General features: G+C 55.4%; 30 protein-coding genes. 11 read left to right on the forward strand and 19 right to left on the reverse strand.

Going from position 1 to position 26,367, the window contains the following annotated elements; translation table 11 throughout:
* Position 1: 1 nt before the first annotated feature.
* Complete coding sequence (locus tag DHN55_RS18290) at positions 2-1,153, forward strand: nucleotidyltransferase family protein (protein WP_108882994.1); 1,152 nt, start codon at positions 2-4, stop codon at positions 1,151-1,153.
* Here DHN55_RS18290 and DHN55_RS18295 read toward each other — a convergent pair.
* From DHN55_RS18295 to DHN55_RS18325, 8 genes are all read right to left on the reverse strand, one after another.
* Positions 1,130-2,332: a glycosyltransferase gene (locus DHN55_RS18295; RefSeq protein ID WP_108882995.1), complete on the reverse strand. Its 1,203-nt coding sequence runs from the start codon at positions 2,330-2,332 to the stop codon at positions 1,130-1,132. The genes DHN55_RS18290 and DHN55_RS18295 overlap by 24 nt on opposite strands.
* Positions 2,295-2,471 (reverse strand): hypothetical protein, encoded by a 177-nt coding sequence (locus DHN55_RS22485; protein WP_337660508.1) that lies wholly within the window; start codon positions 2,469-2,471, stop codon positions 2,295-2,297. Before DHN55_RS22485 ends, DHN55_RS18295 begins: the two co-directional genes overlap by 38 nt.
* A gap of 36 nt (positions 2,472-2,507) precedes the next feature.
* Positions 2,508-3,302, reverse strand: coding sequence for a hypothetical protein (locus DHN55_RS18300; RefSeq protein ID WP_337660509.1), 795 nt, complete (start codon positions 3,300-3,302; stop codon positions 2,508-2,510).
* Between the two features lie 23 nt (positions 3,303-3,325).
* Positions 3,326-3,601 carry a PqqD family protein gene (locus DHN55_RS18305; protein ID WP_337660510.1) on the reverse strand — a complete coding sequence of 92 codons (276 nt, stop codon included), beginning with the start codon at positions 3,599-3,601 and terminating at the stop codon, positions 3,326-3,328.
* A gap of 216 nt (positions 3,602-3,817) precedes the next feature.
* Entirely contained in the window at positions 3,818-4,726 is a 909-nt protein-coding gene (locus DHN55_RS18310) for a glycosyltransferase family 10 domain-containing protein (RefSeq protein ID WP_108882998.1), read from the reverse strand.
* A gap of 151 nt (positions 4,727-4,877) precedes the next feature.
* Positions 4,878-5,627: a hypothetical protein gene (locus DHN55_RS18315; protein ID WP_337660511.1), complete on the reverse strand. Its 750-nt coding sequence runs from the start codon at positions 5,625-5,627 to the stop codon at positions 4,878-4,880.
* Between the two features lie 41 nt (positions 5,628-5,668).
* The gene (locus tag DHN55_RS18320) at positions 5,669-6,658 is read right to left on the reverse strand and encodes a Stealth CR1 domain-containing protein (protein ID WP_337660512.1); all 990 of its coding nucleotides are present in this window, start codon (positions 6,656-6,658) and stop codon (positions 5,669-5,671) included.
* Positions 6,655-7,293, reverse strand: a complete 639-nt coding sequence (locus DHN55_RS18325; RefSeq protein ID WP_108883001.1) for a methyltransferase domain-containing protein — start codon at positions 7,291-7,293, stop codon at positions 6,655-6,657. The genes DHN55_RS18320 and DHN55_RS18325 overlap by 4 nt, the downstream gene beginning before the upstream one ends.
* A 45-nt stretch (positions 7,294-7,338) precedes the next feature.
* On the opposite strand from DHN55_RS18325, the gene DHN55_RS18330 reads away from it, so the two are divergent.
* Positions 7,339-8,466, forward strand: coding sequence for a sulfotransferase family 2 domain-containing protein (locus DHN55_RS18330; RefSeq protein ID WP_108883002.1), 1,128 nt, complete (start codon positions 7,339-7,341; stop codon positions 8,464-8,466).
* Between the two features lie 27 nt (positions 8,467-8,493).
* On the opposite strand, the gene DHN55_RS18335 is transcribed toward DHN55_RS18330, so the two are convergent.
* The 3 genes from DHN55_RS18335 to DHN55_RS18345 form a co-directional block, all read right to left on the reverse strand.
* Positions 8,494-8,886 (reverse strand): Rid family hydrolase, encoded by a 393-nt coding sequence (locus tag DHN55_RS18335; RefSeq protein ID WP_108883003.1) that lies wholly within the window; start codon positions 8,884-8,886, stop codon positions 8,494-8,496.
* Between the two features lie 62 nt (positions 8,887-8,948).
* Positions 8,949-10,094, reverse strand: a complete 1,146-nt coding sequence (locus DHN55_RS18340) for a WD40/YVTN/BNR-like repeat-containing protein (protein WP_337660513.1) — start codon at positions 10,092-10,094, stop codon at positions 8,949-8,951.
* Between the two features lie 92 nt (positions 10,095-10,186).
* On the reverse strand, positions 10,187-11,575 hold the full coding sequence (locus DHN55_RS18345; protein ID WP_443111145.1) for an aminotransferase-like domain-containing protein: 1,389 nt from the start codon (positions 11,573-11,575) through the stop codon (positions 10,187-10,189).
* 135 nt (positions 11,576-11,710) lie between these two features.
* Here DHN55_RS18345 and DHN55_RS18350 point away from each other — a divergent pair, with 135 nt between their 5' ends.
* Together DHN55_RS18350 and DHN55_RS18355 are read left to right on the forward strand one after the other, a co-directional pair.
* The gene (locus DHN55_RS18350; RefSeq protein ID WP_108883006.1) at positions 11,711-12,571 is read left to right on the forward strand and encodes an EamA family transporter; all 861 of its coding nucleotides are present in this window, start codon (positions 11,711-11,713) and stop codon (positions 12,569-12,571) included.
* 170 nt (positions 12,572-12,741) lie between these two features.
* Positions 12,742-14,055 (forward strand): EAL domain-containing protein, encoded by a 1,314-nt coding sequence (locus tag DHN55_RS18355; protein ID WP_108883007.1) that lies wholly within the window; start codon positions 12,742-12,744, stop codon positions 14,053-14,055.
* 228 nt (positions 14,056-14,283) lie between these two features.
* Here DHN55_RS18355 and thrS read toward each other — a convergent pair whose 3' ends face one another.
* Positions 14,284-16,236 (reverse strand): threonine--tRNA ligase, encoded by a 1,953-nt coding sequence (gene thrS / locus DHN55_RS18360; RefSeq protein WP_443111139.1) that lies wholly within the window; start codon positions 16,234-16,236, stop codon positions 14,284-14,286.
* A gap of 94 nt (positions 16,237-16,330) precedes the next feature.
* Positions 16,331-16,600, reverse strand: coding sequence for a membrane protein insertion efficiency factor YidD (gene yidD / locus DHN55_RS18365; RefSeq protein ID WP_337660514.1), 270 nt, complete (start codon positions 16,598-16,600; stop codon positions 16,331-16,333).
* A 120-nt stretch (positions 16,601-16,720) separates the two neighbouring features.
* On the opposite strand from yidD, the gene betC reads away from it, so the two are divergent.
* Positions 16,721-18,265, forward strand: a complete 1,545-nt coding sequence (gene betC / locus DHN55_RS18370; protein WP_108883010.1) for a choline-sulfatase — start codon at positions 16,721-16,723, stop codon at positions 18,263-18,265.
* Here betC and DHN55_RS18375 read toward each other — a convergent pair.
* Positions 18,257-18,712, reverse strand: a complete 456-nt coding sequence (locus DHN55_RS18375; protein ID WP_108883011.1) for an iron-sulfur cluster assembly scaffold protein — start codon at positions 18,710-18,712, stop codon at positions 18,257-18,259. The two genes, betC and DHN55_RS18375, sit on opposite strands and share 9 nt — an antisense overlap.
* Positions 18,713-18,945: 233 nt before the next feature.
* Here DHN55_RS18375 and folE point away from each other — a divergent pair, with 233 nt between their 5' ends.
* Both folE and hisI read left to right on the forward strand, forming a co-directional pair.
* The gene (folE, locus tag DHN55_RS18380; RefSeq protein ID WP_108883012.1) at positions 18,946-19,587 is read left to right on the forward strand and encodes a GTP cyclohydrolase I FolE; all 642 of its coding nucleotides are present in this window, start codon (positions 18,946-18,948) and stop codon (positions 19,585-19,587) included.
* 30 nt (positions 19,588-19,617) lie between these two features.
* Positions 19,618-20,061: a phosphoribosyl-AMP cyclohydrolase gene (hisI, locus tag DHN55_RS18385; RefSeq protein ID WP_108883013.1), complete on the forward strand. Its 444-nt coding sequence runs from the start codon at positions 19,618-19,620 to the stop codon at positions 20,059-20,061.
* 11 nt (positions 20,062-20,072) lie between these two features.
* Here hisI and DHN55_RS18390 read toward each other — a convergent pair whose 3' ends face one another.
* Positions 20,073-20,612, reverse strand: a complete 540-nt coding sequence (locus DHN55_RS18390) for a CBS domain-containing protein (protein ID WP_108883014.1) — start codon at positions 20,610-20,612, stop codon at positions 20,073-20,075.
* A 205-nt stretch (positions 20,613-20,817) separates the two neighbouring features.
* Positions 20,818-21,603, reverse strand: a complete 786-nt coding sequence (locus DHN55_RS18395; RefSeq protein WP_108883015.1) for a rhomboid family intramembrane serine protease — start codon at positions 21,601-21,603, stop codon at positions 20,818-20,820.
* A gap of 107 nt (positions 21,604-21,710) precedes the next feature.
* On the opposite strand from DHN55_RS18395, the gene DHN55_RS18400 reads away from it, so the two are divergent.
* The 3 genes from DHN55_RS18400 (at position 21,711) to DHN55_RS18410 (ending at position 24,035) form a co-directional block, all read left to right on the forward strand.
* A complete protein-coding gene (locus tag DHN55_RS18400) occupies positions 21,711-22,352 on the forward strand; it encodes a PAS domain-containing protein (RefSeq protein WP_108883016.1) in 642 nt (213 codons plus the stop codon).
* 199 nt (positions 22,353-22,551) lie between these two features.
* On the forward strand, positions 22,552-23,145 hold the full coding sequence (locus DHN55_RS18405; RefSeq protein ID WP_337660515.1) for a PilZ domain-containing protein: 594 nt from the start codon (positions 22,552-22,554) through the stop codon (positions 23,143-23,145).
* 251 nt (positions 23,146-23,396) lie between these two features.
* Positions 23,397-24,035, forward strand: coding sequence for a transglutaminase-like cysteine peptidase (locus tag DHN55_RS18410; protein WP_108883018.1), 639 nt, complete (start codon positions 23,397-23,399; stop codon positions 24,033-24,035).
* 193 nt (positions 24,036-24,228) lie between these two features.
* Here the strand turns inward: DHN55_RS18410 and DHN55_RS18415 are convergent, their stop codons facing one another.
* Both DHN55_RS18415 and DHN55_RS18420 read right to left on the reverse strand, forming a co-directional pair.
* Complete coding sequence (locus DHN55_RS18415) at positions 24,229-24,768, reverse strand: gamma carbonic anhydrase family protein (protein ID WP_108883019.1); 540 nt, start codon at positions 24,766-24,768, stop codon at positions 24,229-24,231.
* A gap of 42 nt (positions 24,769-24,810) precedes the next feature.
* Positions 24,811-25,134: a DUF6949 family protein gene (locus DHN55_RS18420; protein WP_108883020.1), complete on the reverse strand. Its 324-nt coding sequence runs from the start codon at positions 25,132-25,134 to the stop codon at positions 24,811-24,813.
* Positions 25,135-25,397: 263 nt separating this feature from the next.
* Between DHN55_RS18420 and DHN55_RS18425 the strand changes: the two genes are divergently transcribed.
* On the forward strand, positions 25,398-26,132 hold the full coding sequence (locus DHN55_RS18425; protein WP_337660516.1) for a hypothetical protein: 735 nt from the start codon (positions 25,398-25,400) through the stop codon (positions 26,130-26,132).
* Between the two features lie 8 nt (positions 26,133-26,140).
* Here DHN55_RS18425 and DHN55_RS18430 read toward each other — a convergent pair whose 3' ends face one another.
* Positions 26,141-26,353: a DUF3126 family protein gene (locus tag DHN55_RS18430; protein WP_108883300.1), complete on the reverse strand. Its 213-nt coding sequence runs from the start codon at positions 26,351-26,353 to the stop codon at positions 26,141-26,143.
* Positions 26,354-26,367: the final 14 nt, after the last annotated feature.

Here is a 26,367-nt window from a genome sequence, read left to right on the forward strand (position 1 = left end):
CATGAACAACACCTCCCTGCTGCTGGATAATGAGAGGTTGGACCTGTTGATCAGACTGCTCCGGGTCAACGATGACATTCACGACACCGGTAAATTGAGAATTGAGCTTTTGAGCGACATGTCATCATTCGAGGCAATGATGCAGGCGGCAGCACGTCGCCATCTACTCCCTGCGGCGATCTTTAATCTGAGAAACAAGGGGATACTGCTACCACCGCAGACAGCACATGTAGCGGGCAGTTCAATTCTGGCCCAGTTGGCTGATCTTGATGACCAGTTCAATCAGCGTCGTGCCATACTCGCCAGTGCCTTGCATGAAATCATTGCATGCCTGAACAACAACGGAATACAGCCGCTTGTTCTGAAGGGCTCAATATCCTTGATCTCCGGAAAACCCGAGTGGCGGTTCCAGAGAGACATTGACTTCGCAGTGGAACCAGCAGCAGCCGATGTGGCAATCACCGCCCTGCAGGCACGTGGATTCAGCGTGTGTGAAGATATGGAACGTCGACCACATCATCTCAAGCCAATGGAAAGAGCCGATGTACCAGCGTTGATCGAACCTCACGTCAAGCTCGCCGGCATCAGAGCGCGGGAGGTGCTTCCCGATGAAGTGCTGACAGGTACCGTAAATGGCCAATCATGGCAGGGCGTGAACTATCGAGCTACGAGCAACGCCGGATTCCTTTTGCATGGCCTGGCGCATCATTACTTTCAAAACCGCGGGTTCATTTACGGCACTTTCAGCTTGAAAGGGCTGCTTGAGTTTGCCTTTGTCATCGCCGGGCTTCAGGAGGCGGACATTTCGGAATTAAACAACCTCACAGAAGGACATCCCCGGCTGAAGGCGGCATTGCTGCTCTGGTGCGGCGTGGCAAAGCACCTGCTCGGCGTGTCGCCACCGCCGGGAATAGTCCTGAGCCGGGCCATCGAGAAATACGCACTCATTGTATCTGATAGATATCAGCGGGGTTTGACGGTTTCGCCGTTTACGGGTGTTCGCGAACATATTGCAATGACCCTTCGGCATGCGCCGCCAACATCTCTGGTTCGGTCTACTTTGCCGCCGATACTCGACGGCAGCCGGGGGCCTGTTTGGCGCGACCACGAAAAACAGAGACGAAACGCATCAGGGCTCCTGACCGATGTCTAGTCTCGCAACCCGCGCATCACATAGCGCCTTCTTGGCGATCAACTCGATTGACTCCGGTGCATAGTCCAATGCGGTCCGATAGCTGTCGGAGGCCCCGGCATAATCTCCCAGGTGAAACCTGGCTGCGGCGATCAAACCATGGGCATCTTCCTGAAACAGAGACTTCTCATACGCAACCATGTCATCGAAAAAAGTGTTACCATCGATTTTGGCTATGGGATCCATGAGAGCCAGCGCTTGCTGGAACTGTTTCAACGCCACACGACATCTCGCTTCCAGCCAACGCAAAGCAAGATTGCCATCAAACAAGGAAATGCCTGCCGTTACCACCTTCAGTGCGGCTTGCGGCCTGCCGGCGGCTAGTTCAATCTCGGCCCGAATCTGCGCGCACATCGTGCCCTCGATCCTGACCCGCGCAGACACACCATCAAGAGCAGCCAGGCGCATACCTTCCTGCAGCTGCCGCGCGGCTTCTTCCCTGCGTCCCAGCTCTCGCAGCGTGAAACCAAGATGGAAGCGCAGATACACTCGGGCCGGATTTGCATCGATTGCCGCATACAGCAGAGGAATGTTTCTATCATGTTTATGCGACAAGTCAGCTTCATAACCCAGATGAAGTATCGAAACATCGTATTGCTGCGAAATGCTGAGGCCGTCCTCGTCACATACCCGTTCAAGTGACGGAATAATCGTCTCGTGCATGGACTCCTGAAACCGAATTCGAGGGTCCCTGCGAAACAACCGCATCTCGCCATAGCAAGTCATGTTTGATCTGGGTTGAAACTTGACACGGCTCGCAACGGCTTCCGGTCCCGGCAGCAATCGCTTTAGCGCAACACCTTCCGAACAGCTCAGTCTTTCATCGGCATCGATGTAGAGGATCCAGTCACCGGAGGCGTTTTCAATTGACGTGTTTCGCGCAAACGAAAAATCATCACGCCATTTCTGCCGGATCAAAGTGCAATCAAAGCGCCGGATTATGTCGATGGTTTCATCGTCGGATCCGGTATCGACCACAACTATTTCGTCAACATGTCCCTGCAACGAAGAAAGACAGCCTTCCAGAAAGGCTGCCTCGTTTTTCACGATCATACATGCAGAGACGGTGGGAATGCCGCAGCTCCCAGGCAAAATCTGCTGATCAGGATGCCGTCGAATTCGGAAGCGTGACTCCAGCATTGGCAAGATTTAGCTTGCCGTCAATTGCAAAAGTCGCAATCACCGGTGCGGAAAAAGCAGCAGTGCGAACAAGTTTGCGAACAGTATCACGTTTCTGCTCATCCACCGTTTCCAGCGACTTTTCAAACTTCTCAGTCATGTCAAACCCCTAAGCGCTATACCTGCAGTGATTATATCATGCATGGGAAAGTTGACGCAAGTGCCATAAAGCCTTCTCCAGACAACCGAGCCTCATCTCGATACGCTGGGCACCGGAAACCAGCATACGTAATCGCCCTAACGCGGCCGCACGGCCATTTTCCGGCAAATAGACGGTTTTCGCCAGACGTTCAAAGGCCTCATTGGCTGTCAAAAACTTGATAGAGGTCATCCCGCCGTGATTCGCGGTGAGAAACACCAGCGCATGCGCCTGGCCCGGTGTGATTGTCCATTTTTGCCCTGCGAGCCGGGGCGTTACTGAATAAATCAGATCACCGTGCCATTCCGCGACACTCGGGCTGCGCTGAATTTGTTGCGCCATCTCCGGCACCACTGAAACCGAACTCTGCTTGACACGCAAAGTGCGCGGGCGTGCCACGACATCGCTACTGCGAACAACAACGTGCTCGTCACCTTCCACCGTCAGGCCGTGCGCCAGACATTTCAGGCTCAGCGTTGTCTTGCCAACTCTCTTTTCCGCCATTAGCAGGAATCGTTTGCCATTTGCGACAACGCTGGCACCGTGAATAACCGGACAATTGGGAGCCTCGGCAATCATCAGATCACGCAATATTTTATGGGCACGGTTCAAAAGGTGGTCACAGGTTCCAGCCGAGCCTTCATAAGGGTGTCTGAAATCGTAGAAACTTTTGTGGACCTTTGTCGTACCTATTTTGTGGGTAACTTCCGGCAATTGCGACATTTCTGGTTCGGCTGCAAGAAACTCGAGCCGGTTCGCCAGCTTTTCATCCAGACATTCAAAGTGAACCATCGACTGGACCAGACGCGCCCCGATTATCCGGCCCGACAAATCAATCCAGCTTTCTCAAGGTCCGTGAAGAACTCATCCAGATCAATGTCCTCTTCCAGATCGTATGCTTCACGGATCAAAGATCGAACATCACTGACGGGCATCTTGCCATCGCACAGCGTGTAAATCACTGCAGCGGTCGGGTTGAGATAATGCACTTTTTCATTCGGTTCATCATATATCACGAAACCGTCCGGTACTTCCGCAACTTCCAGACCTTTCGTCGTTACGAACGTCGTTGCTTCGTCGACACTGCTCATATTTTCCATTCTCCCTTGCCCGGAAACCTCAGCCTGTCCGAAACGTCAATTTAAATCCACATGCTCGGAATTGCGACGCTGAACAGCAGGTATTGGCCAGCGTGGAGACAGGTTTGGTTCACCTGATGATCTATGTCAACATCCCGAGATACGGGTGCATCGCGAACACCTGTCGAGTTCGCTTTCACAACAGCAAATTTGAAATCAGCAACCTGGCTAACCGGCTTCCAGCCGCTCGGTGATCTTCTCCGCAAGGGCAAGATGCCAGTGCCTTTTGCAACGCTCCAGTTGTTGTTGGAATTCGGGGCGCAGGTCTCTCAGCCGCCAGGAGTGATACTCCGCCGGGTCGGCTTGCATAACAAATTCGGCAAGTAGCGCCGGTGAAGCGAAGTCTTGAACGTTAATGAAGCACTTGTCGCCGGGAGCAAACTCCTCAATGTTCGGCGCTCCAAGATAGATCAGAATTGTGCCTGTCAGGAGCGGTTGGTAGAATTTTTCAGTCACATAGTCCGCCGCCAGGCTGTTCTCAAATGCCAGTGTATATTGGTAACGCCTCAACACCCGAAGCTTGGTTTTGACACCACGATCCAGCCAGAGCCGTTTGTTGTTCAAAATTCTGCCAAATGAATCAATCTCAAGATACTCCATTAGCTCGCGCATATATTCGCGCCGTCCACTCTTGTTCCAGTTACCCGTCATGAATGCACAACCCAGTTTTTTTCGGCGACCCGGCTGGACATTTCTGTACCTGGTTGCCAGAGACTGCGGAATGTAAGGTGTCCAGACGTCAGCGCTCTGGCGATAGGATGCTTCTATGTCAAAAAGAGCCATGAAATCCGGATCTTCGATCTGCGGAAAGTTGATTGCGCTTTCCATCGTTTCGGCAACCCAAAGCTGTGTCTTCGGTACCATCTCCCGCAACCGGCGCAACTGATGTGCCTGGCTGGTGAACAGAATGCTTGGTAGGTGGACTATGACGCAGTCTGCTGTCAAAAGCTGACTTGCTTCCTCGCAATGCACAAAGCCCGGCACATCCAGGAGAGGTGTCCACTGTCTGGCGACAGCTGGGCGATTATGCAGATAGTGAAAAGTCGGCAAATTTGTTGTCCGTTGGCTTGCTTTCAACCAGTTGCCCAGATCCGGACGAACCGATGAGGCAGTTGTGTTTCTGCATGTGGCAAACAGTGTGTCATACAGGCGAACCTGTTGACAGTCAGGTTCATCTCGCCCCTGTCAGCATGTATCTGCCCGAAAAAATATGTTGCACTCGTCATCTCTAGGCGTGAAGAATTTGCAAATCCGGCAATCCCCAGCATTGCTGCCCCATATCGCGCGCCATCGCCGCCAGGCCTTCCGTTTCAATCTCACCCTTCCCCCAGAGAGGATGACAGGACCTGATCGAGGGGCTTTCAACACCATATCGAAACGACGGAAATATCAGACCATCCCTGTGCAGGTCAGCACGCACCAGCAACATTGTTCCGCCTACACTGTCGATACGAACCGGTCGGCCTGTGCCGCGCAGATCGTGCATGTTCTGCTTTCCATCGTCTTTCCAGGCGTTCAGATCAAAGCTCTTTCCTCCTGGCTCACGCACACAATCCGGGTGCAGTATGTCCAGCTTGTAGGACAGCAAGTGTTCCACGATATCCGCTTGGTACCCGATTACGTCCACATCCAGCCACAATACCCAGTCCTCATCATCGAGCATGCGAAACAGCAACTGATTGCGTGAACGCGCCAGAACATTGCGCCGGGCAAGCTGCATGGAAGTTTCCCATCGCTCCATATGAGGGGGGATGGCAAAACCGTAATCGCGTTTGAATATCCTGAGCCGCCTGAACTTGCTGGCATTTGCCTTAGCCAGTGTCGAGAGTTCTTCATAGGTGCCGTCATTGCTGTCACCTTCAAGCAGACCGACGGACAATTGCTGCTTGTCATAGGTCAGCCTGTTGAGACGGTCGAAATAGCCCGGCAGAAACCGCGTGGCGTTCTTCACCGGGGTCAGTATCAATACTTTGGCCAACAGACCTCTCCTTTTTTCGGGACCATCAATCAAAGATTGAGTCATAGTTCCCATCTCGACGGCTCCGGCAATCGCGATTTCAGCCAGTCGAGCAGGAAGCCCATTTTCTGCCGCCCGTCCACTTCGTTCGCCTCGTCATCATTGATACATAAATACTGCGGCTCTGACACAGCGATTTCAGCCATTGATTTCCGGACGTTTTCACTTTCTTCCCTGGTCAGGACTACCCTTAGATCGTCACTCGAAATCATCCTCACCGGATAGCTGGCCGCAACAGAAAATGCCGGGCGTTGATGCGCCGGGCAGTGCAGCAATGTGTAGTAGTACAGATACCTGAGCGCCACGCAGTCGGTCTGCCGGAAACGTCTGCAGGATGTCCGGGCCAGTTCGTTTGGCCATTGCTGCCACAAGTAGTTCATCCATCTGGGGTCGTAGATTTGCGGACCGTGAGCAACAAGCAAACCGGGTTCCAGATGACCAAACCGCTCTTGCAGCAAAAGTCCCGTATAGGCCAGACTCCGATCAACAGTTTCACCCCGAACCAGGCTGGACGGCATTGGAAAGTTTTCCAGCGGAACGACATGGCCACCGTCTCCGCTCAGGAACTGGTCCGGTGTCAATCGCGCCAGCAGCATGACATCATCGTTGAAATACAGAAAAGGCCCCCTAAGGCCTGAAATGCGGTGCAAGTGGCACTCAATGGCCATCGAGTTGAAAGTCGGCAAGTGCGCCCGCTCTGGAAAGAGATCCGCGTGCGAGACCAGTTCGATGTCCGGTGCCTGGAGGTCAAGCCAGTCCGGCTTGTGCCCACTGGTTACCAGCCAGATCTTTCGCATTTCAGGATAATAACGCTCCAGCGATCGCAGCACATAAGTCAACAACCCCGGATCACGAAATCTCGGCCCGCTGATTTGATGTTCCGGTGAACTACTTGATGGGCGATATTGCCGCAACTGCTCTTGCCAGGCCGGATCGGATTCATCGACCCAGGTTATGACAACGTCAAGCCCTTCGTCTGTTCCACCTGTCATTTGGGGGCCAGTTTGGACAGGCACCACAGAAACAGGCATTTGTCGACGTGCCGTCCGCCATCCATCGGAGACATTTCATTCCAGCGCTTGACCGGTGCAGGAAGATTGAAGGGAGGCGCCTCGAGGTTCTGCTTCCGCCACTGTCCCATCTCTATATCGATATTGCTCGTCTCCTGAAAACTGGTCGCCAGCAGATACCGGCTGCCGGATTTGACGAAATTGGCAAGTGCCGCCGTACATTCTGCATTGCTCAGGTGAACAAGCACATCCCGGCACAAAATGATGTCAACCTTCGGTAGCGGGTCCGTTACAATATCGGCTGTCACAAATGAGAGCCTTGACGCACGCTTGCGCATGCGTTGCTCCCACTGACGCTGCAGTGCCGGATCGTCGACGATGTCGACACCGTAGATATGATCCAGCGGCACCTTAGTTTCACCCAGCCAGTTTGCTTCCCCACATCCGGCATCGAGCAAGGTTTTAGCGTGAGAAAAGATGACTGCCACGTCAACGATGCGCATGACATGCCGGGTGCAGGCAAGTTCGGACCCGCGGCCGGATCGGGTTTCCTCACTGTTCCATTCATTGGTGCTGTATATGGCGTTAAAGCGTGCACTGCGGCTGCCGTCTGTCATTTGGCGGGACCATAAATGTTGAACTGACTAAGTGCAACTGCCAGCATGGTTGATCCGAGAGCCTGGCCCAGCTCCGATTTTCGCAAATTGTCCTTCGCAAAAAAGAAAGCAGCCTTCGCACGTGGTTTGCAATTTTGCACCGAACCTGCCATCCAGAATCGTGAACGTTGGCGTTACCCGAAATCGGAAATGGGAAAACCGGAGATGACAGCGGAAAGTACTGGAATTCGAGCTGACGCCGACCAAACCACCCCTTTGCTTGATGGCAGGCATGCACCCCCCCTGAGTTTCGACAACCGGAGCGAACCGCTTAAGCATTTCGACAACTACCGAAACAAGAAAAATTTCCCGGTTCGAAGGAGAATTCGGCACTTCTTACGCTCACAAGCCTTTCCTTACTATGTTGGAGGGCTTCAGCATTACGCTTTCACTCACAACGCCAGGCACTACCTCTTTTGCTGGATCCCGAAAAACGCCTCCACAACGATGTTCGATTTTATGTGGAAGAAAATTCCACCAGATTTTCGCCGTGATGCGAAAAAGATGCCTCGGCTGTTCCGGTTCTTTGGTGCCAGACGACGCACCCATGTCGATCGCAGCCAGTGCAGTTTCTTCATATATCGTAATCCGGTGGACAGACTGGTTTCGCTGTTCAACAACAAATTTGTCCAAAGTTCCACACTGACCGGTGACGACCGGGAGAGCCTGATCTTAAGTTTTGAGTACTTTACTCTAACGTCGCCTCTCGACACAACTTTTTCGGATTTTGTACGGGTTTATCTTCAGCGTTACTTACGCCTGTTCTCCGGCAACTGGCTGCTTGACGTGCATGTGATCCCGCAAGCTGATTGCTTATGGCCCATACACTATACTCACGTCCTTCGCTTCGAATGTCTGCATGAAGATATTTCGCTGGTTCTTGGCAAGGACACGGCAGACCAGTTCTTCACCAGAAAGATCAATTCGTCATCCACAGCGCGTTATGATGACCCATCTGCCAAGACGGCTGTTTCAGAACTGCGTCGCCGGTTCGCGGAAACCGGAGAACTCCCTTCGCTTCGTGCTTATGTCGATGACGAACTCGAAGCTATCATACGGAACCTGTACGCGATCGATTACGAACTGGGCTCTTTGATCGGGGTAGCGGAACAGACCGGTTGCGAACCGGCCTGATCGTTTTTCATGCCGCTCGAGACAGGCTCATGTGCGGCGCCGTGCAATGACCCGCAATTCCACCACCACACCTTCCGAGGCAAAACCGGCAACCTCGATGGCGGTCCATGCCGGATAGGGTTCGGTCACGAGCCGTTTCCAGATATTCCTGAATATCTCCAGATGCTGCCTGATCCCGACATGATAGCTGGTGACCTCGACAATATCGTCAAATGACATGCCGGCCTCCGACAGCACGCTTTTCACGTGGACGAAGGCGGTTTCAATCTGCTCCGCCGCATCCGGGGAAACCGTTCCATCAGTCGCTACGCCATTGACCCCGGTCAGGAACACGAAACCATCGCACTCCAGCCCCGGCGACATGTGCCAGTCATCATAAAGCGGCTGCATTTCGGCAGGGATGATCGAACGCTTGCTCATCTGGTCACAATAGCGCGCAACCGCACCCCCCTCAACGAGCTTTCCTGGCCGGGCTCAGAAACTCATTGGACCTGGATTGCTTCAACGGACAGTATCGTTGGCAGATGCCGCGCAATCTCCTGCCAGCTGTCACCTTCGTCGAGACTGGAAAAAACCGAACCGCTGTTGGTGCCGAAATACAGCCCCACCGGATCGCATTCGTCACGCGCCATGGCCTGCCGCAGTACGGTAAAGTAACAGCTTTCCTGCGGCAGGCCGGTACGCAGATCGCGCCAGGTCTTTCCGCCGTCCCTCGAGCGCCACACCGCCGCCGCGGCATCCGGCGGGTAACGCCCGTCACCATCGCCATTCAGCGGTATCGTCCAGATGGTGCCGGCATCGCGCGGATGAACGCAGATCGGAAAACCGAACGTGGAGGGAAGTCCGCCGGTGATGTCATCCCAGCTGCGCCCGCCATCCGACGACCGCCAGACACCATGGTGGTTCTGCTGATACAGCAAATCACCGGCGCCGGACGCACGCATCATGTTGTGCACGCAGTGCCCGGTTTCGCCGTCACGCGGCGCGGCCGGATGGTTTTGCTGGTCACAGGCTTCCGCGTTGGAAAGCCGGTTGCGGCGCTCCCAGGTTTTGCCTCCGTCCTCGGTGGCGAAGACACCTGCTGCAGAAATGCCGATCCAGAGTTTTTCAGCGTTGGACGGATCAGACACGATTGTATGCAGCACGAGGCCTGCCGCCCCCGGGTTCCAGCTTTCAGCAGATGGATGATCACTCAACCCCTGGACCCGCTCCCAGGTTTTGCCGCCGTCATGGCTTGCCAGCAGGTTGGCTGGTTTCGTACCTGCGTACAGCACACCATGGACAAGGCCGAGAGACCAGATCTGGGAGAACTCGCCGGCAAAGGGTAAAGGCTCATCTTTCCAGTCAATTATAGCCGCGAAGTCGGGATCGACGGCGGCCCAGTCATCCATCAGTCCTTTGGTCAGCCGTGTCACCTGCCAGTTCTCGCCGCCGTCAGTCGAACGCCAGATGCCGGCGCCATGCATGTCGCCGCCGCCACCGGCCCACAACGACCCTGTGTCCGGATCGCCAATTATATGGTTGATCGGCCAGCCGTCACATAACGGACCGTTGACCTTCCAGTCACCGCGATGGCTGGAGCCGGAAATCAGAAACGCACCCTTGGTGGTCCCGACAAGAAGTCGCATGTCATTCAACGCCATTGATCGAGCACTCCGGTGAATACGGATCAGTTTAGCACACCATAGTGAAATTGCACCGATCGCCAGCTGAGGCTGTTTCAGCCTTCCGTGCCGGCCATGGCCCGGGCCACAACGTCGAGTATCCGCGGGTCCGCCATCTGGCTAACATTGAAACGCAGGAAACCGGACATGGATTGCGAGACGCTGAACACGTTGCCCGGCGCCAGAATGACATTGTCCTGCAACGCGGCGCGTGCAAGCGCAGATGCATCCCGGCCATCCGGGAGGCTGCACCACAGATAGAAACCGCCGCGCGGCATCAGCCAGGGCCGGATACCTAGTCCGTCGAGCCTTGCCGCCGTTTCCCTCCGTCCGCGTGCCAGGCGCCTGCGGATCGCTTCCATATGCTTGCGGAAACTGCCGTCGCTCAATGTCGAGAACACCAGCTCAGCGGCAAACGGACTTGGGCCACCGAAGTTTGTCGCCACCTGAAGGTCTACCAGTGCTTCCACCCAGTCAGGCCGGGCGGCGATGTAGCCACATCGGATCGAGGCGGAGAGGGTTTTGGAAAAACTGCCGATCCGGATGACACGGTCGAGACCGTCAAGGGCGGCAAGACGTGGTGAGGGCTCCGGTTCAAACTCGGCAAAGATATCGTCCTCGACGATGATCATGTCATGTTCGGCAGCCGCGTTGAGCACACGGTGCGCTGTTTGAGGTGAAATCGTTGCCCCGGTGGGATTATGCAGGGCCGAGTTGGTGATGTAGAGCCTTGGCTTGTGTTCTGCCAGAGCTTCGCCGAACGAGCCCATGTCCGGACCGTTCGCTGTGTAGGTTACACCGACAATTTTCACCTGATGAGCCCGCAGCAGCGCCTGAAAATTGAAATAGCATGGATCATCGACCAGCACCGTATCACCGGGGCGCAGCAGGAACCGGCAGATCAGGTCAATGGCCTGCGTACCCGAGCCGGTCAGCAGAATCTGGTCGGGCCCGGCAGAAATCCCGTCGCCGGCAAATTGCCGGGCCAGCAGATGGCGCAGGTTTGCCGCGCCGCGGGTGCTGCCATACTCCGTCAGGATGATGTCGTCGGCCCTGGCGAGATTGCGAAGCGCGCGACGCATCGCGTCGTTCGGCATCCAGTCCGACGGCAGCCAGCCGCACCCGGGCTTGAGCATGTCCGCGCTGGCATCCAGCGATTGCCGCGACACCCAGAACGGGTCTATCGCCTGGTCGAGCCGGGGCCCGACGTCCGCCAGCGCCAGTGGTGCAACAGCCCCTGACACAAAGAAGCCGGAGCCGGGCCTTGAACGGATGATGCCTTCGGCTGCAAGCCGGTCATAGGCCTCCACCACGGTCGACGGAGACACCCCCAGGTTTTCCGCAAACCGCCGGATCGACGGCAGTCTTTCACCCGGTTCCAGTACCCGGCTTGAAATCTTGCCGCGGATTGCCTCCATGACCATGCCGGTGCGGGTTTTTGACATCGTGCTCATGCGACGAACCTCTGCAATTGTATGATATTCGTACCAATACAGTTTAGCCAAATTGTACTGTATCGTACCTGTCGTTGCCAGCCCGGTTGCGATACCCCTTACGTCGTTTTGAAAAAGGGAACTGCGATGCACAGCAACACGGCGGGATGGGGCAGCGGATTGCTTGGCGTGATCATTTTCAGCGCGTCACTGCCCGCAACCCGCGTCGCGGTCAGCGATTTCTCGCCGCTGTTCCTGACCTCCATCCGGGCAGTGATTGCCGCTCTGCTCGGCGTGGCCCTGCTGATGCTGCTGCGGCAATCGCGGCCGCAGCGGAAAGACGTGGGCTCCCTGATCATCGTGGCGCTCGGGGTCGTGGTCGGCTTCCCGCTCATGACAGCGTTGGCGCTGCAGCACATTACCTCCGCGCACTCGATTGTTTTCATCGGGTTGCTGCCGCTTGTTACCGCGATCTTCGGTGTGGTGCGCGGCGGCGAGCGCCCTCACCCGGCATTCTGGCTGTTCTCCGTTGCCGGCAGCGCGCTGGTAGCGGGCTTTGCCCTGACACAGGCCGGCAGCGCATCACTGACCGGTGACCTGCTTATGGTGGCGGCCATCGTGCTGTGCGGCCTGGGCTATGCCGAGGGCGCAACATTGTCCCGCCGGCTCGGCGGCTGGCAGGTCATCTCCTGGGCGCTGGTGCTGTCCCTGCCCGTCATGGCGATCATCGCACTGGCCGTGTGGCCGGATACCCTGCACGGCATCAGCCTGCCTGCCTGGATCAGCCTCGGCTATGTCTCGGTCTTTTCCATGCTGGTCGGCTTCGTGTTCTGGTATCGCGGCCTTGCCCTTGGCGGTATCGCCGGGGTCGGGCAACTGCAGTTGCTGCAGCCGTTCTTCGGCCTGCTGCTGGCCGGGTTGCTGCTGCATGAACCGGTGGCCTGGACCATGATCGCCGTGACCGCACTGGTCGCGGCCTGCGTTGCGGGTGCCAAGCGCTTTGCGTGACTGATGCATTCGTGCATGTACCAAAGCGTCGCCATGACTGTGTCGGGGCAACATCCGTCATTGGAAATTTGTGCGCCCAATGGCTGTTTCGAGCCCAAAGCGGACATTCAAAAACAGTTTTCGCCGCGCATACCGGGTTCCATGCCATTTTCCCAGGAAAACGAGGTTGAATGAATTTTACAAAGTTTCAATGCGTTTCAGGTAAGCACACTCAACTTAAACAGGTTTACAAGATGACATTATCTGATTTCCAAACGGTGAGTTTTAGTGCTGGCGAAACCATATTTCGCGAGGGAGAACAGGGCGATTGTTCCTACGTCATTATTGCTGGCAACGTTTCTGTTCACAAAAAAGGAGAAGGCAAGCAGATAAAGTTGGCCGAGCTTGGCTCCAACCAAATGATTGGCGAAATGGGGCTTGTGTCCCCGGGACATCGTACAGCTTCGGTTACCGCCATCACGGACTGCGATCTTCTGCTCATAGAGCAGTCGCAATTTACACGCCGCAGAAGTGAACTCGATCCCGTTATGAAAATGGTTTTCGATGTTATTCTTACAAGGTTTCGCAATACTCTTCATTCGATGGGTAACGAGGATTACGACGGTTCAGCAAACACATATGTAACAAGTGAGATGACAAAGGCCCTGTCTCAATTGCAGCTGGAAACTGAAATCAGACGGGGAGTATCGGTGGGTGAGTTTGAGCTTCACTACCAGCCAATTGTCTGTTTGAAGACCGGCAAGCTTTCCGGGGCTGAAGGATTGATGCGTTGGAACCATCCGACCAGGGGCCTGCTACCCCCTTCAGAATTTATTCCAACTGCTGAAGCCGGCAATCTGATATTTGACCTAACACAGATTGCAATCGATCAGGCTTGTCAGGAACTGCAGGAATTTGGCATAGCATCCCTAAAAAACATCGATAACAACAATCCACTTTTTGTAACGCTCAATGTCTCCGGACGCGACCTGGAGCACGACCGCTTCTATGATCGTGTCTGCAAGAACCTCACGGATTACGGCCTGCAGCCGGGATCGCTGAAGCTGGAAGTTACCGAGACTTCCTTGATGAATGATGTTGAAACCTGCCGCGAGAAACTCAGCCACCTAAAAGAGCGCGGTGTTGGAATAGCCATCGACGATTTTGGCACCGGATACTCGAGTATGAGTTATCTTGCAAAACTACCACTCTCAACACTCAAAATTGACCGGTCGTTTATTGTTGAGATGTCTGAAAGTTTTCAAGCACGCAAAATCGTCAAAGCCATTTTACGGTTAGCTGATGAGCTGGACCTTACTGTAGTTGCTGAGGGTATCGAGTCGGGTGAAGAAGCGCGATATTTGCGCGACCTGAATTGCACTTATGGCCAGGGTTTCTTGTATTCTGAAGCTGTCCCACTGGTCCAGTTCAAGAAATTGATCAAAAACTGGAACAGTCACAGAGAGTATCAGAATTTTTCAGGTAAAACCGCGGCGATTGGGTAGGAAGAATGTCTGCTGCTGGCACAATTCGGTAATGCAAGGCATGTCGCAACCTTCCTGACCATCCGAATCCAAAACGGCAGTTTTGTGCGTACAGCTGCTGTTCGCAACCGGTGAGTTCAATGACGGCCATGGACCCGGCGCAGAAAACACTCACATCATCATCACGACGATCAGGCACCAGCCTCGATCGGCAATTCCCACGGCTCGCGTTATAAGATTCAGAACCGGTCAGGATGCGTTCGCCCGTTTGACGTCCGGTGGTGTCGCTTCATCCACCAGTGCCGCGGTCACTTCGTCCAGCGTCATCGATGTCTGGTCACGCGAACCGAGCCGGCGCACGTTGACCGTGCCCTCTTCGGCCTCGCGGTTGCCGCACACCAGGATCACCGGCACCTTGGCCAGCGAGTGTTCGCGCACCTTGTAATTGATCTTCTCATTACGGAAGTCGGTGATGACCTGAAGACCGGCCTTTTTCAGCCTGGCGGCAACCTGTTCGCCATAAGCATCTGCGTCCTGCGTAATGGTGGCAACCACCACCTGCACAGGAGCAAACCACAACGGCATATGCCCGGCATAATTCTCGATCAGAATACCCAGGAACCGTTCCATGGATCCGCAAATGGCGCGGTGGATCATCACCGGCTGCTTCTTCTCCGAGTCGCTGTCGATGTAGAATGCACCGAAGCGTTCCGGCAGGTTGAAATCCACCTGTGTCGTGCCGCACTGCCAGTCACGGCCAATGGCGTCCCGCAGCACATATTCGAACTTCGGACCATAAAAGGCCCCCTCGCCCGGGTTGATCTCGGTTTTGATCTTGCCTTCTGATTGTGCCTCGATCTGCTCGAGCACCTCGCCCATGATTTTCTCAGCAGCATCCCAGCTTTCATCGGAACCGACGCGTTTTTCCGGCCTTGTCGACAGTTTCACCGTGATTTCGTCAAAGCCGAAATCCGCATAAGTCGACAGGATCAGGTTATTGATCCGCATGCATTCGGACGCCATCTGCTCTTCGGTGCAAAACACATGTGCGTCGTCTTGCGTGAAACCGCGCACCCGCATCAGCCCGTGCAGTGCGCCGGAGGGTTCATAACGATGGACGTTGCCGAATTCTGCATATTTGACAGGCAATTCCCGGTAAGATTTCAGTCCGTGCTTGAAGATTTGCACGTGTCCCGGACAATTCATCGGCTTGATTGCAAATACACGGTCGTCTTCCGTTTGGGTGACGAACATGTTTTCCCGATACCAGTCCCAGTGGCCGGATGTCTCCCACAGGGCTTTGTCCAGGATTTCCGGCGCATTGACCTCTTCATAGCCTTGCGCATCGAGCCTGCGGCGCATGTAGTTCACCAGGTTCTGGAACATGCGCCAGCCCTTGGCATGCCAGAATACCACGCCGGGACCTTCTTCCTGGAAATGAAACAGGTCCATTTCGCGGCCAAGCTTGCGGTGGTCGCGTTTTTCAGCTTCCTCCAGCATCATCAGGTAATTGTCGAGCTCGGCCTGGGTTGCCCACGCCGTGCCGTAAATCCGCGTCAGCATCTCGTTGTCACTGTCACCGCGCCAATACGCACCAGCCACCTTCATCAGCTTGAAGGCCGAGCCGATCTGGCCCGTGGACGCCATATGCGGCCCGCGGCACAGGTCAAACCAGTCGCCCTGATAGTAGATTTTCAGCTCTTCCTCGTCAGGTATCGCATCGACCAGCTCAACCTTGTAGGCCTCGCCCTTGTCACGGAACACCTGCTTGACCTTGTCGCGCGGCCAGACTTCTTTGGTGAACGGCTTGTTGCGCTGGATGATCTCACGCATCTTCTTCTCGATCACCGGCAAATCTTCCGTCGTAAACGGTTGATTTCGCTTGAAATCATAGAAGAAACCGTTCTCGATCACGGGGCCAATAGTGACCTGGGTGCCCGGCCACAGTTCCTGAACGGCTTCGGCCATCACGTGGGCCGCGTCATGCCGGATCAGTTCCAGCGCGTCGGCATCTTCACGCATGATGATCTTGAACTCGGCATCCGCATCAATCGGGTCGGACAGATCCGCAAGCGCGCCGTCCAGCATGACGGCAACGGCCTTTTTCTGCAGCGACTTGGCAATCGAGCCCGCGACGTCGCGCCCGCTTGTGCCGGCCTCGAACTGGCGAACGGATCCATCTGGAAATGTAAGGGAAATCATTATCGTCACCTCTTGCTCACTCTCTGCATACAAACGCAGGTAAGCTGACTAATTTTGGTTTGCCTGCACGCAGTCTGTGCGCGCAATGGGCGTCTTATTGCCCGTTATCGGTCCGCTTCGTCAAGCGGGCATAACGCCAGACTTTCAATCCGGCCCGCTCAATTTCATCCGGCACCGGGTCATGGCCACTCGTTCCCCACGGATTGCAGCGTGCAATCCTGAAAAGCCCAAGCCAGAATCCGGCCCACGCCCCATGCACGGAAATCGCCTCCATGGTGTAGCTGGAACATGTCGGCAGGTGCCGGCAGGTGCGGCCAAAAAAATACGACAGGGTCAGTTGGTATCCGCGAATGAGGACCAGCATCACCGATGCCACAGGGCCTTGTCGCGGCTTTACTGGAAACGGTCGGTCTTTCAATCTATTGCTCCGTGTTCGAGCGCTAATCTGACGCTCAACCTGCACCATCTCATATAGGGATCCACCATGCCTGAAAACAAACCCAATATTGTACTCATCATGGTCGATCAGCTGTCTGCCCTGTTTCTGTCGTCCTACGGGCATCCGGTGGTCCAGACACCCAACATAGACCGGTTGGCTGAAGACGGCGTGGTATTCGAGAATTTCTACTCGCCAAGCCCGCTGTGCGCACCGGCTCGCGCTGCAATGATGTCCGGGCAGTTGCCGTCACGCAACCGGGTGTACGACAATGCCGCCGAGTTTGCTTCCCAGATACCGAGCTTTGCGCATTATCTGAGGCTGGAAGGCTATCGCACTTGCCTGTCCGGCAAGATGCATTTTGTCGGCCCCGACCAGCTGCACGGGTTTGAAGAACGCCTGACCACCGACATTTACCCGGCCGACTTCGGCTGGACACCGGACTGGCGCAAACCCCAGGAGCGCGTCGACTGGTGGTACCATAACCTGTTGTCGGTCAAGCAGGCGGGTATAGCCGAGCAGACCAACCAGCTCGAATATGATGACGAAGTCGGTTTTCAGGCCTGCCGGCGCATATACGACTATGCCCGCAATCCGGAACAGCGCCCGTTCTGCCTGGTTGCGTCATTCACCCATCCGCATGACCCGTACGCTGCGCGGGCCAAATACTGGAACCTGTATTCGGACGATGACATAGACGCACCACTTACCCCGGCGTTTGCCTATGATGACATGGACCCGCACAGCCAGCGGCTATGGAAAGTGTCGGCCATGGATGACTATGACATCTCGGACCAGGACATCCGCAATGCCAGGCGCGCCTATTATGCCAATATCTCCTATCTGGACGACCATGTCGGCAAGATACTCGACACGCTTGATGATTGCGGACTGAGTGACGACACCATCATCATGTTCACCTCTGACCACGGCGATATGCTCGGCGAGCGCGGCCTCTGGTACAAGATGAGTTTCATGGAGCATTCCGCCCGTGTGCCGCTCATTGTCTCGGCGCCGGGCCGGTATAAGGCGCGCCGGGTAACACAACCGACCTCACTGCTTGATATCGTGCCGACACTGAGCGATATCGCCGGGCGCAAAGACCATGCAGCAACACTGGACGGGCAATCTCTCCTGCCGCTGCTGGTAGGTGGCGCGGAAACCCCCGAACACGCCGTCTATGCCGAATTGACCGCAGAAGGTTGCCTTGCGCCACTGTTCATGATCCGGCAGGCAAACTGGAAATACACCGCATCACGCCCTGATCCGGACCAGTTGTTCGACCTCACCGCAGATCCGCACGAGATGACCAATCTTGCAGGCCATCCCGATCATGCTGACGTCGTCCGCAAATTCAGGTCCATGGCGGCAGCGCGCTGGAACCCGTCGAAACTGGAGGCTGAAATCAAGGAAAGCCAGCTGGTGAGACTTGCCGTATGGCAGGCCCTGCGCAAAGGCAACTGGTATCCATGGGATTATCAGCCACTGCGCGATGCATCAGAACAGTACATGCGCAATCACAAGGACCTGAACGTGCTGGAAAAAACCTCCCGGTTCCCGCCACCGCCGAAGCCGGACAAGAGATCAGGCTGACTGGGCAGCATTCTCGCCGGTCTTACCTTCCGCCATGTCAATCGCATTGCACACGGCATCGAAGGTCAACAGGGTTGAAGCATGGCGCGCCTTGAAATCACGCACCGGAGACAGTGCTTCAAGATCGGACCATTTGCCGTCGGGCGCCGGTCCGGCATTCTTCAGCATGTCGTACATCTGATCACGAACCACGCGCAACTCATCGGGCGTGGACCCGACAACGTGATGCGCCATGATGGAGGAAGATGCCTGCCCGAGCGCGCACGCTTTCACATCATGGGCAAAATCGGACACCACGCCATTATCCAGCATGAGATCGACAGTTACCTTGGAACCGCACAATTTCGAGTGGGCAACAGCACTGCCTTGCGGCGCTGGCAATCTGCCCAACCGGGGAATATCTGCGGCAAACCCGAGGATTTGCTTGTTGTAGACGTCGTTTATCATGGCAGCGCTCAATATGGGTCGAACTCGCTTGTATTACCAGCCTCATTCCGCCATATGCTGTATGCATGCCCCCACCGCAATCTCTCTTTTGGATTCCGGCTAAGCTTATGCTAATACCAAGTCCTGAATCTGGATTTTAGGAAATTTGCTGAACTCAAGTGAACCCGAACTGACAAATCAGCGTTAAATCAACGAATTTAGCCCTGAAATTACAAGACTCTATCGAGGCCCGAATGGACGCTGTCGTTAAACATATAGGTACTGCAAAACCCGATATCGGGTCCGGCCCCGAGATTGAAAAGCCCACTGAAGAAGAGGCGCTGGCAGCCGTGCGTACGCTGATTGCATGGGCCGGAGATGATCCGGACCGTGAAGGTCTGCTGGACACGCCAAAGCGGGTGCTCAAGGCATATTCGGAATTGTTCTCCGGTTACAACTCAGACGGTCGCGACGCACTGCAGCGCACCTTTGAGGATGTCGGCGGCTATGACGACATTGTACTGGTGCGAAACATCGAGTTTTTCTCGCATTGCGAACACCACATGGTGCCGTTCCAGGGCCATGCTCACATCGCTTACCTGCCAAACAACGGTGTTGTTGGGCTGTCAAAGCTGGCACGTGTTGTAGAAGTTTTCTCACGTCGCTTGCAGACCCAGGAAAACCTGACCGCGCAGATCGTGCACGCAATTGACACACAACTGGATGCGCGCGGCGTCGCAGTCATGGTTGAGGCGGTTCATAACTGCATGACCATGCGTGGTGTGCAGAAACGTGATGCCTCTACGCTGACCACCCGGTTTACCGGTGATTTCAAGTCACAACCGGCTCTGCAGGCACGCTTCATGGAAATGGTGCGGTATCGCCAACCCGACTGATACTTTCGCCAACTTCAGGGGAACACTTACTTGACCGATACGCAATTTCCCCTTCAGTCCAGCATTGATGATGTTGAAGAAGGCGGCGAATTTGCCCCGCGTTTTGATGACGCCGGGTTGATTCCGGCCATGGCAATTGATGCAGCGACCAATGCGCCCTTGATGTTTGCCTTCATGAACGAAGAAAGCCTGGCCCTGTCGCTTGAGACAGGACTGGCGCACTATTATTCGCGCTCACGCAGGTCCTTGTGGAAGAAGGGCGAAACGTCGGGACAATTGCAGCACATCGAGCGCATTCGAACCGACTGTGATCAGGACATACTTGTGCTGGAGGTCCGCGTGGCCGGCGACGGCGCTGCATGTCACACCGGGCGCGCGACCTGTTTCTACCGGCAGGTGAACAAGGACCTCAGCCTGACGACGATCGACAATGTCAGAAAAATTGATCCCGAAGCGACATACGGCAAAAAATAGAACAGCCGGATCTACGCCGAGTTCCGGACCTCTTCATACTCCGGCTGCGGCGTGACGGCTGCCGCATCGGAAGAGGCCTTTTTCGCAGGCTGAGCAGGTTTCGACGGGGCAGACTTGGCGGCAGCTTTCTTCGCCTTTTCGGGCTTCGTTTCGTCTTCCTCGGTCAATGCCTGCAGCAGCAGGTCATGCACGTCCGCAAGCGTTATCATTCCCTTGATCTCACCATCCTGGGTGACCAGGACAAATTCTGACGAGGTGTTATTCAGCAGCTCCATCACCTGAATGATGTGCGTTGTCATTTCGCATGCCGGAACCAGGTCGCGGACCAGGTCACTGGCGACCATCTGCATTACTGAAGAACCGAGCCGACCGGACGCATTGATGATGTCCTTCTGCGACAGCGTACCCTTGACTTCGCCATACTCGCTCAGGATGACTGTTCCCGGCGCACTGCATGACAGCAGGTATTCGCACACATCGACAAGTTTGGTGGACTGCACAATTGCCGGAACACCACGCCCATATTGTTCAACAATGTCCGCGGCATTCATTGCAGGTACTTACCTTTTTTCGCAAAAAGTGGAGTTCAATCCCTCGATGCTGGATTATTGGCACAAAACCCTTAATCAGATGTTTCTGGAACGGCTTGTATCTGTTTCAATGGCAATCAAGATTGAATCCATCCAAAAAATAAATTCTCATCGTTCTCAATGAGATAGCACAGCATGCCTGAACAGGGCCGCGCGCCGGTTCCGTTCAGCTGCTTCTGGCCGGATCGAACCACCCGAACAACAGCAATCCGGTCAGAAAACCACCCAGATGGGCTTCCCAGGCAATACGGCCGTCGCTCAGCAGGCCCGATGACGCCGACAACATGTCGATACCGAGCCAGATTGCGATGAAAATGAGCGCCGCCTTATTGGAGAAAAGCTGCACCAGAGGCTCCGGAGGCACCAGACTGAGATCTTTGCGCAAACTGGTCATCAACGTCCCGCCATGAGCGAAAATCAACCGCACAGCCACCGCCATCTGCCCCGCGATGGCGCCCGATGCGCCGACCAGAATTGCTCCGGTGCCCCAATTCAGGACCATGGAGAAGGCTGCAGCAACAGCAGCAGCAAGCATTGAAAGACCAATAAACCTGGCGGTTCCCAATCGCCTTGCCGCAACCGAGCCGAAGGCCAGCATCCAGACCATGTTCATAACAAGGTGGGTCCAGCTTCCGTGCAACAGCGCGTATGAGAAGAACGACGTTACCCGTGCAAGCTCACCCCCGGGCAGCTGCTGACCGCCAAGCTCCGGCAGTGCCTGAAAACGCGCCGGCAGAAACGCCAGTGTCAGAACGACACGGTTATAGGTATCGCTGCCGACAAGCTGCAGACAGGCATGAATGACCAGCATTGTGCCGGCTAGCAACAACACCACGCCCGGCGCGTTGATGGCGGGTGGCGGTGTACGGCGAATATTCAGAGCCTCAAACTCCTCACGCGTCAGTCTGCCTTCTTCAAATCGCCGGTTTTCAGGGGATTTCTCGTCTTTCATGAATTTGCCTGTGTATTTTCCTCTGTCTGGCACGGTGCCTGCAAAGACGGGATAGCAGCGTACAGCTTTGAAACAACGACGAGATACCAGTCAGGCAGGTGACTTATATGTCAGGCACGAACCAAATTATCAACAACGTCTCTGATGACGCGGTTATGCATCCCACCAGCCGCAGGTTGCTGCGCACCTGGGAACGCATCAGGGGCGAAGAATCCGCGCCGTTGCGAAACGACATCACCATGCGCGATCTGGTCTCCATCATACACTGGACCTGCATACTCAATCGCGATCCCCACAAACTGTCCTACATGTACCGGCTGGCGGGATCCGCGATCTGCGAAACAATGGGCCGGCAGTTGACCGGCACCACGGCTTTCGATGACTGGTCAAATTTCGACCGCGAAACCATAATTCGCGGCTTGGACTCCGTCGTCGGCATGAAACAACCTTGCGTCGGTCGTTTTATGGCCTATTCCTACAGCGGTTGCGAAGTCGGCTTTGAAATGGTTGCCGTGCCGGTCATTTCCGCAAATGGCAGAGATGTCCACGCTCTTACAACCATCGCACCGTTCCGGGACGGGCGTGGTGTCACCGCCGACCCCCTGGTGGAGTTTCACGTGCGCAAAATACGCATTCTGTGGAGTGACCATCTTCCCGGCAAACCAGCTTCAACACCGGCATCCAGCAGTGACGAAGTCCGGCGTATCAACTCGAGCTTCCTGCGCGTCATCAAGGGCGGCAAAGCCTGACGCTTGCGTCGGCAGATCTGCCGCACTTTTACAGACACTTGGCAAGGGCGGTGTGACGGCACTTTACCCGGTTCGCAATTGTGCGGTCTGTTAAGGCCGCATTTACATGAAACCGCTTAAGGTACGACGCCTGAGACGAGAGAACTGCCGGTTGCTCTCTCGACAACCCCATAATGGCACCTTGTAGAGGACTGTCAAAGTGAGTGCATTTTCAGTGAAGACTGACACGAACACATCAGCAACGTCATCTGAACATGGTAAAAGGATCATATTCGGCCGCTTCATGCTGCCTGATATGAACGAGTATCCGTGCCAGGTGGCCAACATTGATGCAGATGGCGTAACGCTGCTGAGCGACCATGCGGTCGAGCCCGGAACACCGGTCATTGCCTATCTTGATGACATCGGCCGGGTGGACGGTACCATGGATAAACCCGTCGACGAGGGATTTTACGTCGCGTTCAATCTCACCGGCAGGCGCCGTGAGCGCATGGAACGCCGACTGGAGTGGTTCGAAACATCCGATCCGGACGGGCGCCGTGACGACCGGTTTGTTCCCAAAGACGCCGCCAATCAGATTACGCTGAACGACGGTCGTGAATACGAATGTGAAGTTATCGATATTTCTGTTTCAGGCGCATCGATCAAAACCAGTGTTCTGCCGAGCATCGGAACCTACCTGTCGCTGGGTAGAATGCGCGGCCGTGTGGTTCGCTTTACATCAGACGGCATTGCCATTGAGTTCATGCGCCAGATCGAACCGGCAAAGCTGGCCGATCACGCGGTGCTTTAGACACACACCGTTTCCTGTTTCATTCAAGACCCGCTGAAGCGTCCTGCTTCAGCGGGTTTTTTCATGCCGGCACCAGGAGCCGGAACAGCCATTGCCCATTGCTGTTGGCGGGCCGCAGACCCGTTAGCAACTGCTTCATGATTAACGAATTTCACGCTGAACGATTCAAATCTGGCACATCTGTTTAGCTGAATCTCAAGTCCCGTTCGATAGCTTCTGTCCAACAACAAAAAAGGATGGGGCGTTAGAAAATGAACACGTTGAAGGGGATAGCCTTGTGCCTGGCAGTGATGGCCACAGCACTTCCGGCACATGCCTATAACCAACAAAAGACTGGTAATCTGACCATGTCTGCAAACATTCATGCACCAGAATTCGGTGTGACCTTGCCGCCGATCGGCTATGTCCAGTTCTGCGCCCGCTACAAGGCGGAATGCCGCAATGTCGGCAGCGACAACACGCAGGCCGAGCTGAGCAACAGAACCTGGGCGCAACTGGTCGAGGTGAATGATTTTGTCAACGACAAGATCGCTCCGGCGACAGACATGGATCTGTACGGCACGGTCGAGCGCTGGGACTACCCGTCAATCGCAGGTGATTGCGAAGACTACGTCCTCATGAAGAAGCGATACCTGGAAGGTCTCGGCTTCGCGCCCGGAGCACTGCTCATTACCGTCGTATTCGACGAAAACGGCGATGGGCACGCGGTTCTGATGGTTCGCACGGACGGCGGCGACTTTGTTCTCGACAACCGCCGCCGCACGGTCCTGCGCTGGTCGGAGACCGGATACGAGTATCTCAAGCGGCAGTCTCAGGCCAATCCACGCATATGGGTGTCGATGAGCACACGTTACGCCAGGGACAGGGACACAATCGCAGGAGCAAACTGATTTGACGCGGCACTTTGGCCGCACATGCAGGTCCCGCCTTACGGCAATTGACCTGATGACTTGAACATACGGAACGGCCCGGTCGGCATCCCCTCCCCATCCCCCACCAACCGGGTCCCAGGGGCCAGCATCATTCCCACCTGATGCTGGCCCCGCTTTTTTGGGCCCGGCACCGCTGTGCGGGTTACAAGCTTCAGCTTTCCACCAGTTTCAAGCCGTTGTCGCGGGCATAACGGTGGACCTTGTCCACATAGGTTTGCGCACCCGCCTGCAGGGCGGTCTCGGCTTTGGCATCCAGGGATTTCACGACGCGCCCGGGCGCACCCAGCACCATGGAATTGTCCTCTATGGTCTTGCCTTCACCAATCAGGGCATGGGCCCCGACAATACAATTGCGACCAATGATGGAGCCGTTCATGACGGTTGCTCCCATGCCGATCAGTGAATTGTCATGAACCGTGCATCCATGCAGCATGGCAAGATGGCCAACAGTCACCCCCCGGCCCAGCGTAAGCGGAAACCCCGGATCGGTATGCAGGACGCAATTGTCCTGAATATTGCTTTCCTCGCCAATGTCGATCAGTTCGTTGTCGCCACGCACGACGGCGCCAAACCAGACGCTTGACAGCCGCCTCAGGCGCACCTTGCCTATGAGGGCAGCTGTCGGTGCGACGTAGTACGGATCAGATTGTGGAAATTGCGGCCGATGGCCTTCAAACTCGTAAACACTCATGGGACGTTTGCGTGTGCCTTTTGCCTGATTATACCAGCAGCATTACGTTGCCATCAAAAAACCAAGACAGACAACTAGCACAATCCCGTTCATGAAACACCATACGCCGGACAAGATGAAACCAGCCAGCGTACCAGCCAGGTACCGCCAGCCGTAGTCCATCAGGCGGATAGCACTGCCGGCCAGTATCAGGGGCGCAGCCAGCATGACGGCAATCACCCGGAACGGCATCGACAAGGCAGGCCCGCCGGCAAGCAGGCTCGCGAACGACGGCCTCGTATACCCCATCCACAGCCAGCCTGAATGCACAAGTCCCGCCCCGGTCAATCCAAAGGCCATGATCGTCAAAAATGTATCATATGTCATCGTGGCACATCCCCAAACACGTTCATGCCGCACGGAGAAGACCAGAAAACTGCTGTTTTTGCCGAATACCGCAAAAAGTCAGGCAAGTCTCAACGTGCTTGCACAGAAGGCTTGCAACAGGCATACCAATTCAGTGAGACGAAGCGTTTCCCGCTGCAGTGGACAGCGGTTTTGCCAACGGGAAATGCGCCAGCAAACAAATCGAGCGCGGTTTTAGTTCAATCAAAGCCACAAACCGCTCCAGTCAACGCCTGAAGGAAACAATGAACCGGCGCAGCGCGTACAGCCACGGACCGCGGGAACGATCAATCGGCAGGATGATGGTGACGTTCATCGGCCTTGTTGTGGTGACCGGCGGTTTCATTATTGCATGGCTGTTTCTGGCTGATCGCGACCTGCTGTTTTCAACCCCGCAACAAGTCGCCAATCCTGATGCGGCACCTGTTCTCGCCCGCTATCGTTTCGACACCGCAGAACTGGTCGCGCCGACCCGCCTGGTTACCAGGGTCAATCGCCGCACACTCGGCAACATTGTAAAGCTGGATTTGCTGCTGCCATGGCCATATCAACCTGGCAGCATCCCCCGGCTTCCGGCTACTTCACGCGAATTCAATGACTGGATTATCCTGACTTTTGAAACTGCAACCACGGACGAACTGACGCCTGTAGAACGCTATGGTGAAATCTATCCGGTCTATTTCGATGGGGAACCGGAACAGGTCGACGGCAATCTGTTGCGCTACAAGTTCAAGGAAACGTCGCCTTACGCGGATCTCACATTGTATGTGGCAACCGTGGAAGGCCGCCACATTGTCCATCGCTGTGACCGCAAGCCATCCGTGCTTGGCCCGATCCTGTGCGAACGCACCTTGTCACTTGCCAATGACATGAAACTGAGAATCAGGTTCTCGCGCAATCATCTGGAAAACTGGGCTCAGATAGAGCGCAATGTCCGTCTGGCGCTGGCCAACATGTTCAGGACAATTCAGCCGGGCTGAACGCCTGCCTATTCCAGGTCAAAGTCGAGAATGGCCATCTGGAAGTTGTACGACAGGTCGTCGGGGTCTTCGTCATCGCGGTAAATGACGCCAATGAATTCGTCACCGATATAGACTTCACCGGAATCGTCTTTCTGCGGACGTTTTCGCACATGAACTGAAGGCTGACCAAAGGTTTTTTGCAGGAATCGCGTCAGCTTTGAAATTTCGTCAGGTGTCATGTTGGCCTCTTGAA

The organism is Anderseniella sp. Alg231-50, assembly GCF_900149695.1.
Classification (GTDB): Bacteria; Pseudomonadota; Alphaproteobacteria; order Rhizobiales; family Aestuariivirgaceae; genus Anderseniella.

Bases quoted from the DNA above. Each gene is read 5' to 3' on its own strand.
- DHN55_RS18290 (WP_108882994.1), top strand. From the start codon at position 2: ATGAACAACACCTCCCTGCTGCTGGATAATGAGAGGTTGGACCTGTTG.
- DHN55_RS18295 (WP_108882995.1), bottom strand. From the start codon at position 2,332: ATGCTGGAGTCACGCTTCCGAATTCGACGGCATCCTGATCAGCAGATT.
- DHN55_RS22485 (WP_337660508.1), bottom strand. From the start codon at position 2,471: ATGACTGAGAAGTTTGAAAAGTCGCTGGAAACGGTGGATGAGCAGAAA.
- DHN55_RS18300 (WP_337660509.1), bottom strand. From the start codon at position 3,302: ATGGTTCACTTTGAATGTCTGGATGAAAAGCTGGCGAACCGGCTCGAG.
- DHN55_RS18305 (WP_337660510.1), bottom strand. From the start codon at position 3,601: ATGAGCAGTGTCGACGAAGCAACGACGTTCGTAACGACGAAAGGTCTG.
- DHN55_RS18320 (WP_337660512.1), bottom strand. From the start codon at position 6,658: ATGACAGGTGGAACAGACGAAGGGCTTGACGTTGTCATAACCTGGGTC.
- DHN55_RS18325 (WP_108883001.1), bottom strand. From the start codon at position 7,293: ATGACAGACGGCAGCCGCAGTGCACGCTTTAACGCCATATACAGCACC.
- DHN55_RS18330 (WP_108883002.1), top strand. From the start codon at position 7,339: ATGGTTGATCCGAGAGCCTGGCCCAGCTCCGATTTTCGCAAATTGTCC.
- DHN55_RS18335 (WP_108883003.1), bottom strand. From the start codon at position 8,886: ATGAGCAAGCGTTCGATCATCCCTGCCGAAATGCAGCCGCTTTATGAT.
- DHN55_RS18340 (WP_337660513.1), bottom strand. From the start codon at position 10,094: ATGCGACTTCTTGTCGGGACCACCAAGGGTGCGTTTCTGATTTCCGGC.
- DHN55_RS18345 (WP_443111145.1), bottom strand. From the start codon at position 11,575: ATGTCAAAAACCCGCACCGGCATGGTCATGGAGGCAATCCGCGGCAAG.
- DHN55_RS18350 (WP_108883006.1), top strand. From the start codon at position 11,711: ATGCACAGCAACACGGCGGGATGGGGCAGCGGATTGCTTGGCGTGATC.
- DHN55_RS18355 (WP_108883007.1), top strand. From the start codon at position 12,742: ATGAATTTTACAAAGTTTCAATGCGTTTCAGGTAAGCACACTCAACTT.
- thrS (WP_443111139.1), bottom strand. From the start codon at position 16,236: ATGATTTCCCTTACATTTCCAGATGGATCCGTTCGCCAGTTCGAGGCC.
- yidD (WP_337660514.1), bottom strand. From the start codon at position 16,600: ATGCTGGTCCTCATTCGCGGATACCAACTGACCCTGTCGTATTTTTTT.
- betC (WP_108883010.1), top strand. From the start codon at position 16,721: ATGCCTGAAAACAAACCCAATATTGTACTCATCATGGTCGATCAGCTG.
- DHN55_RS18375 (WP_108883011.1), bottom strand. From the start codon at position 18,712: ATGATAAACGACGTCTACAACAAGCAAATCCTCGGGTTTGCCGCAGAT.
- folE (WP_108883012.1), top strand. From the start codon at position 18,946: ATGGACGCTGTCGTTAAACATATAGGTACTGCAAAACCCGATATCGGG.
- DHN55_RS18390 (WP_108883014.1), bottom strand. From the start codon at position 20,612: ATGAATGCCGCGGACATTGTTGAACAATATGGGCGTGGTGTTCCGGCA.
- DHN55_RS18395 (WP_108883015.1), bottom strand. From the start codon at position 21,603: ATGAAAGACGAGAAATCCCCTGAAAACCGGCGATTTGAAGAAGGCAGA.
- DHN55_RS18400 (WP_108883016.1), top strand. From the start codon at position 21,711: ATGTCAGGCACGAACCAAATTATCAACAACGTCTCTGATGACGCGGTT.
- DHN55_RS18410 (WP_108883018.1), top strand. From the start codon at position 23,397: ATGAACACGTTGAAGGGGATAGCCTTGTGCCTGGCAGTGATGGCCACA.
- DHN55_RS18415 (WP_108883019.1), bottom strand. From the start codon at position 24,768: ATGAGTGTTTACGAGTTTGAAGGCCATCGGCCGCAATTTCCACAATCT.
- DHN55_RS18420 (WP_108883020.1), bottom strand. From the start codon at position 25,134: ATGACATATGATACATTTTTGACGATCATGGCCTTTGGATTGACCGGG.
- DHN55_RS18425 (WP_337660516.1), top strand. From the start codon at position 25,398: ATGAACCGGCGCAGCGCGTACAGCCACGGACCGCGGGAACGATCAATC.
- DHN55_RS18430 (WP_108883300.1), bottom strand. From the start codon at position 26,353: ATGACACCTGACGAAATTTCAAAGCTGACGCGATTCCTGCAAAAAACC.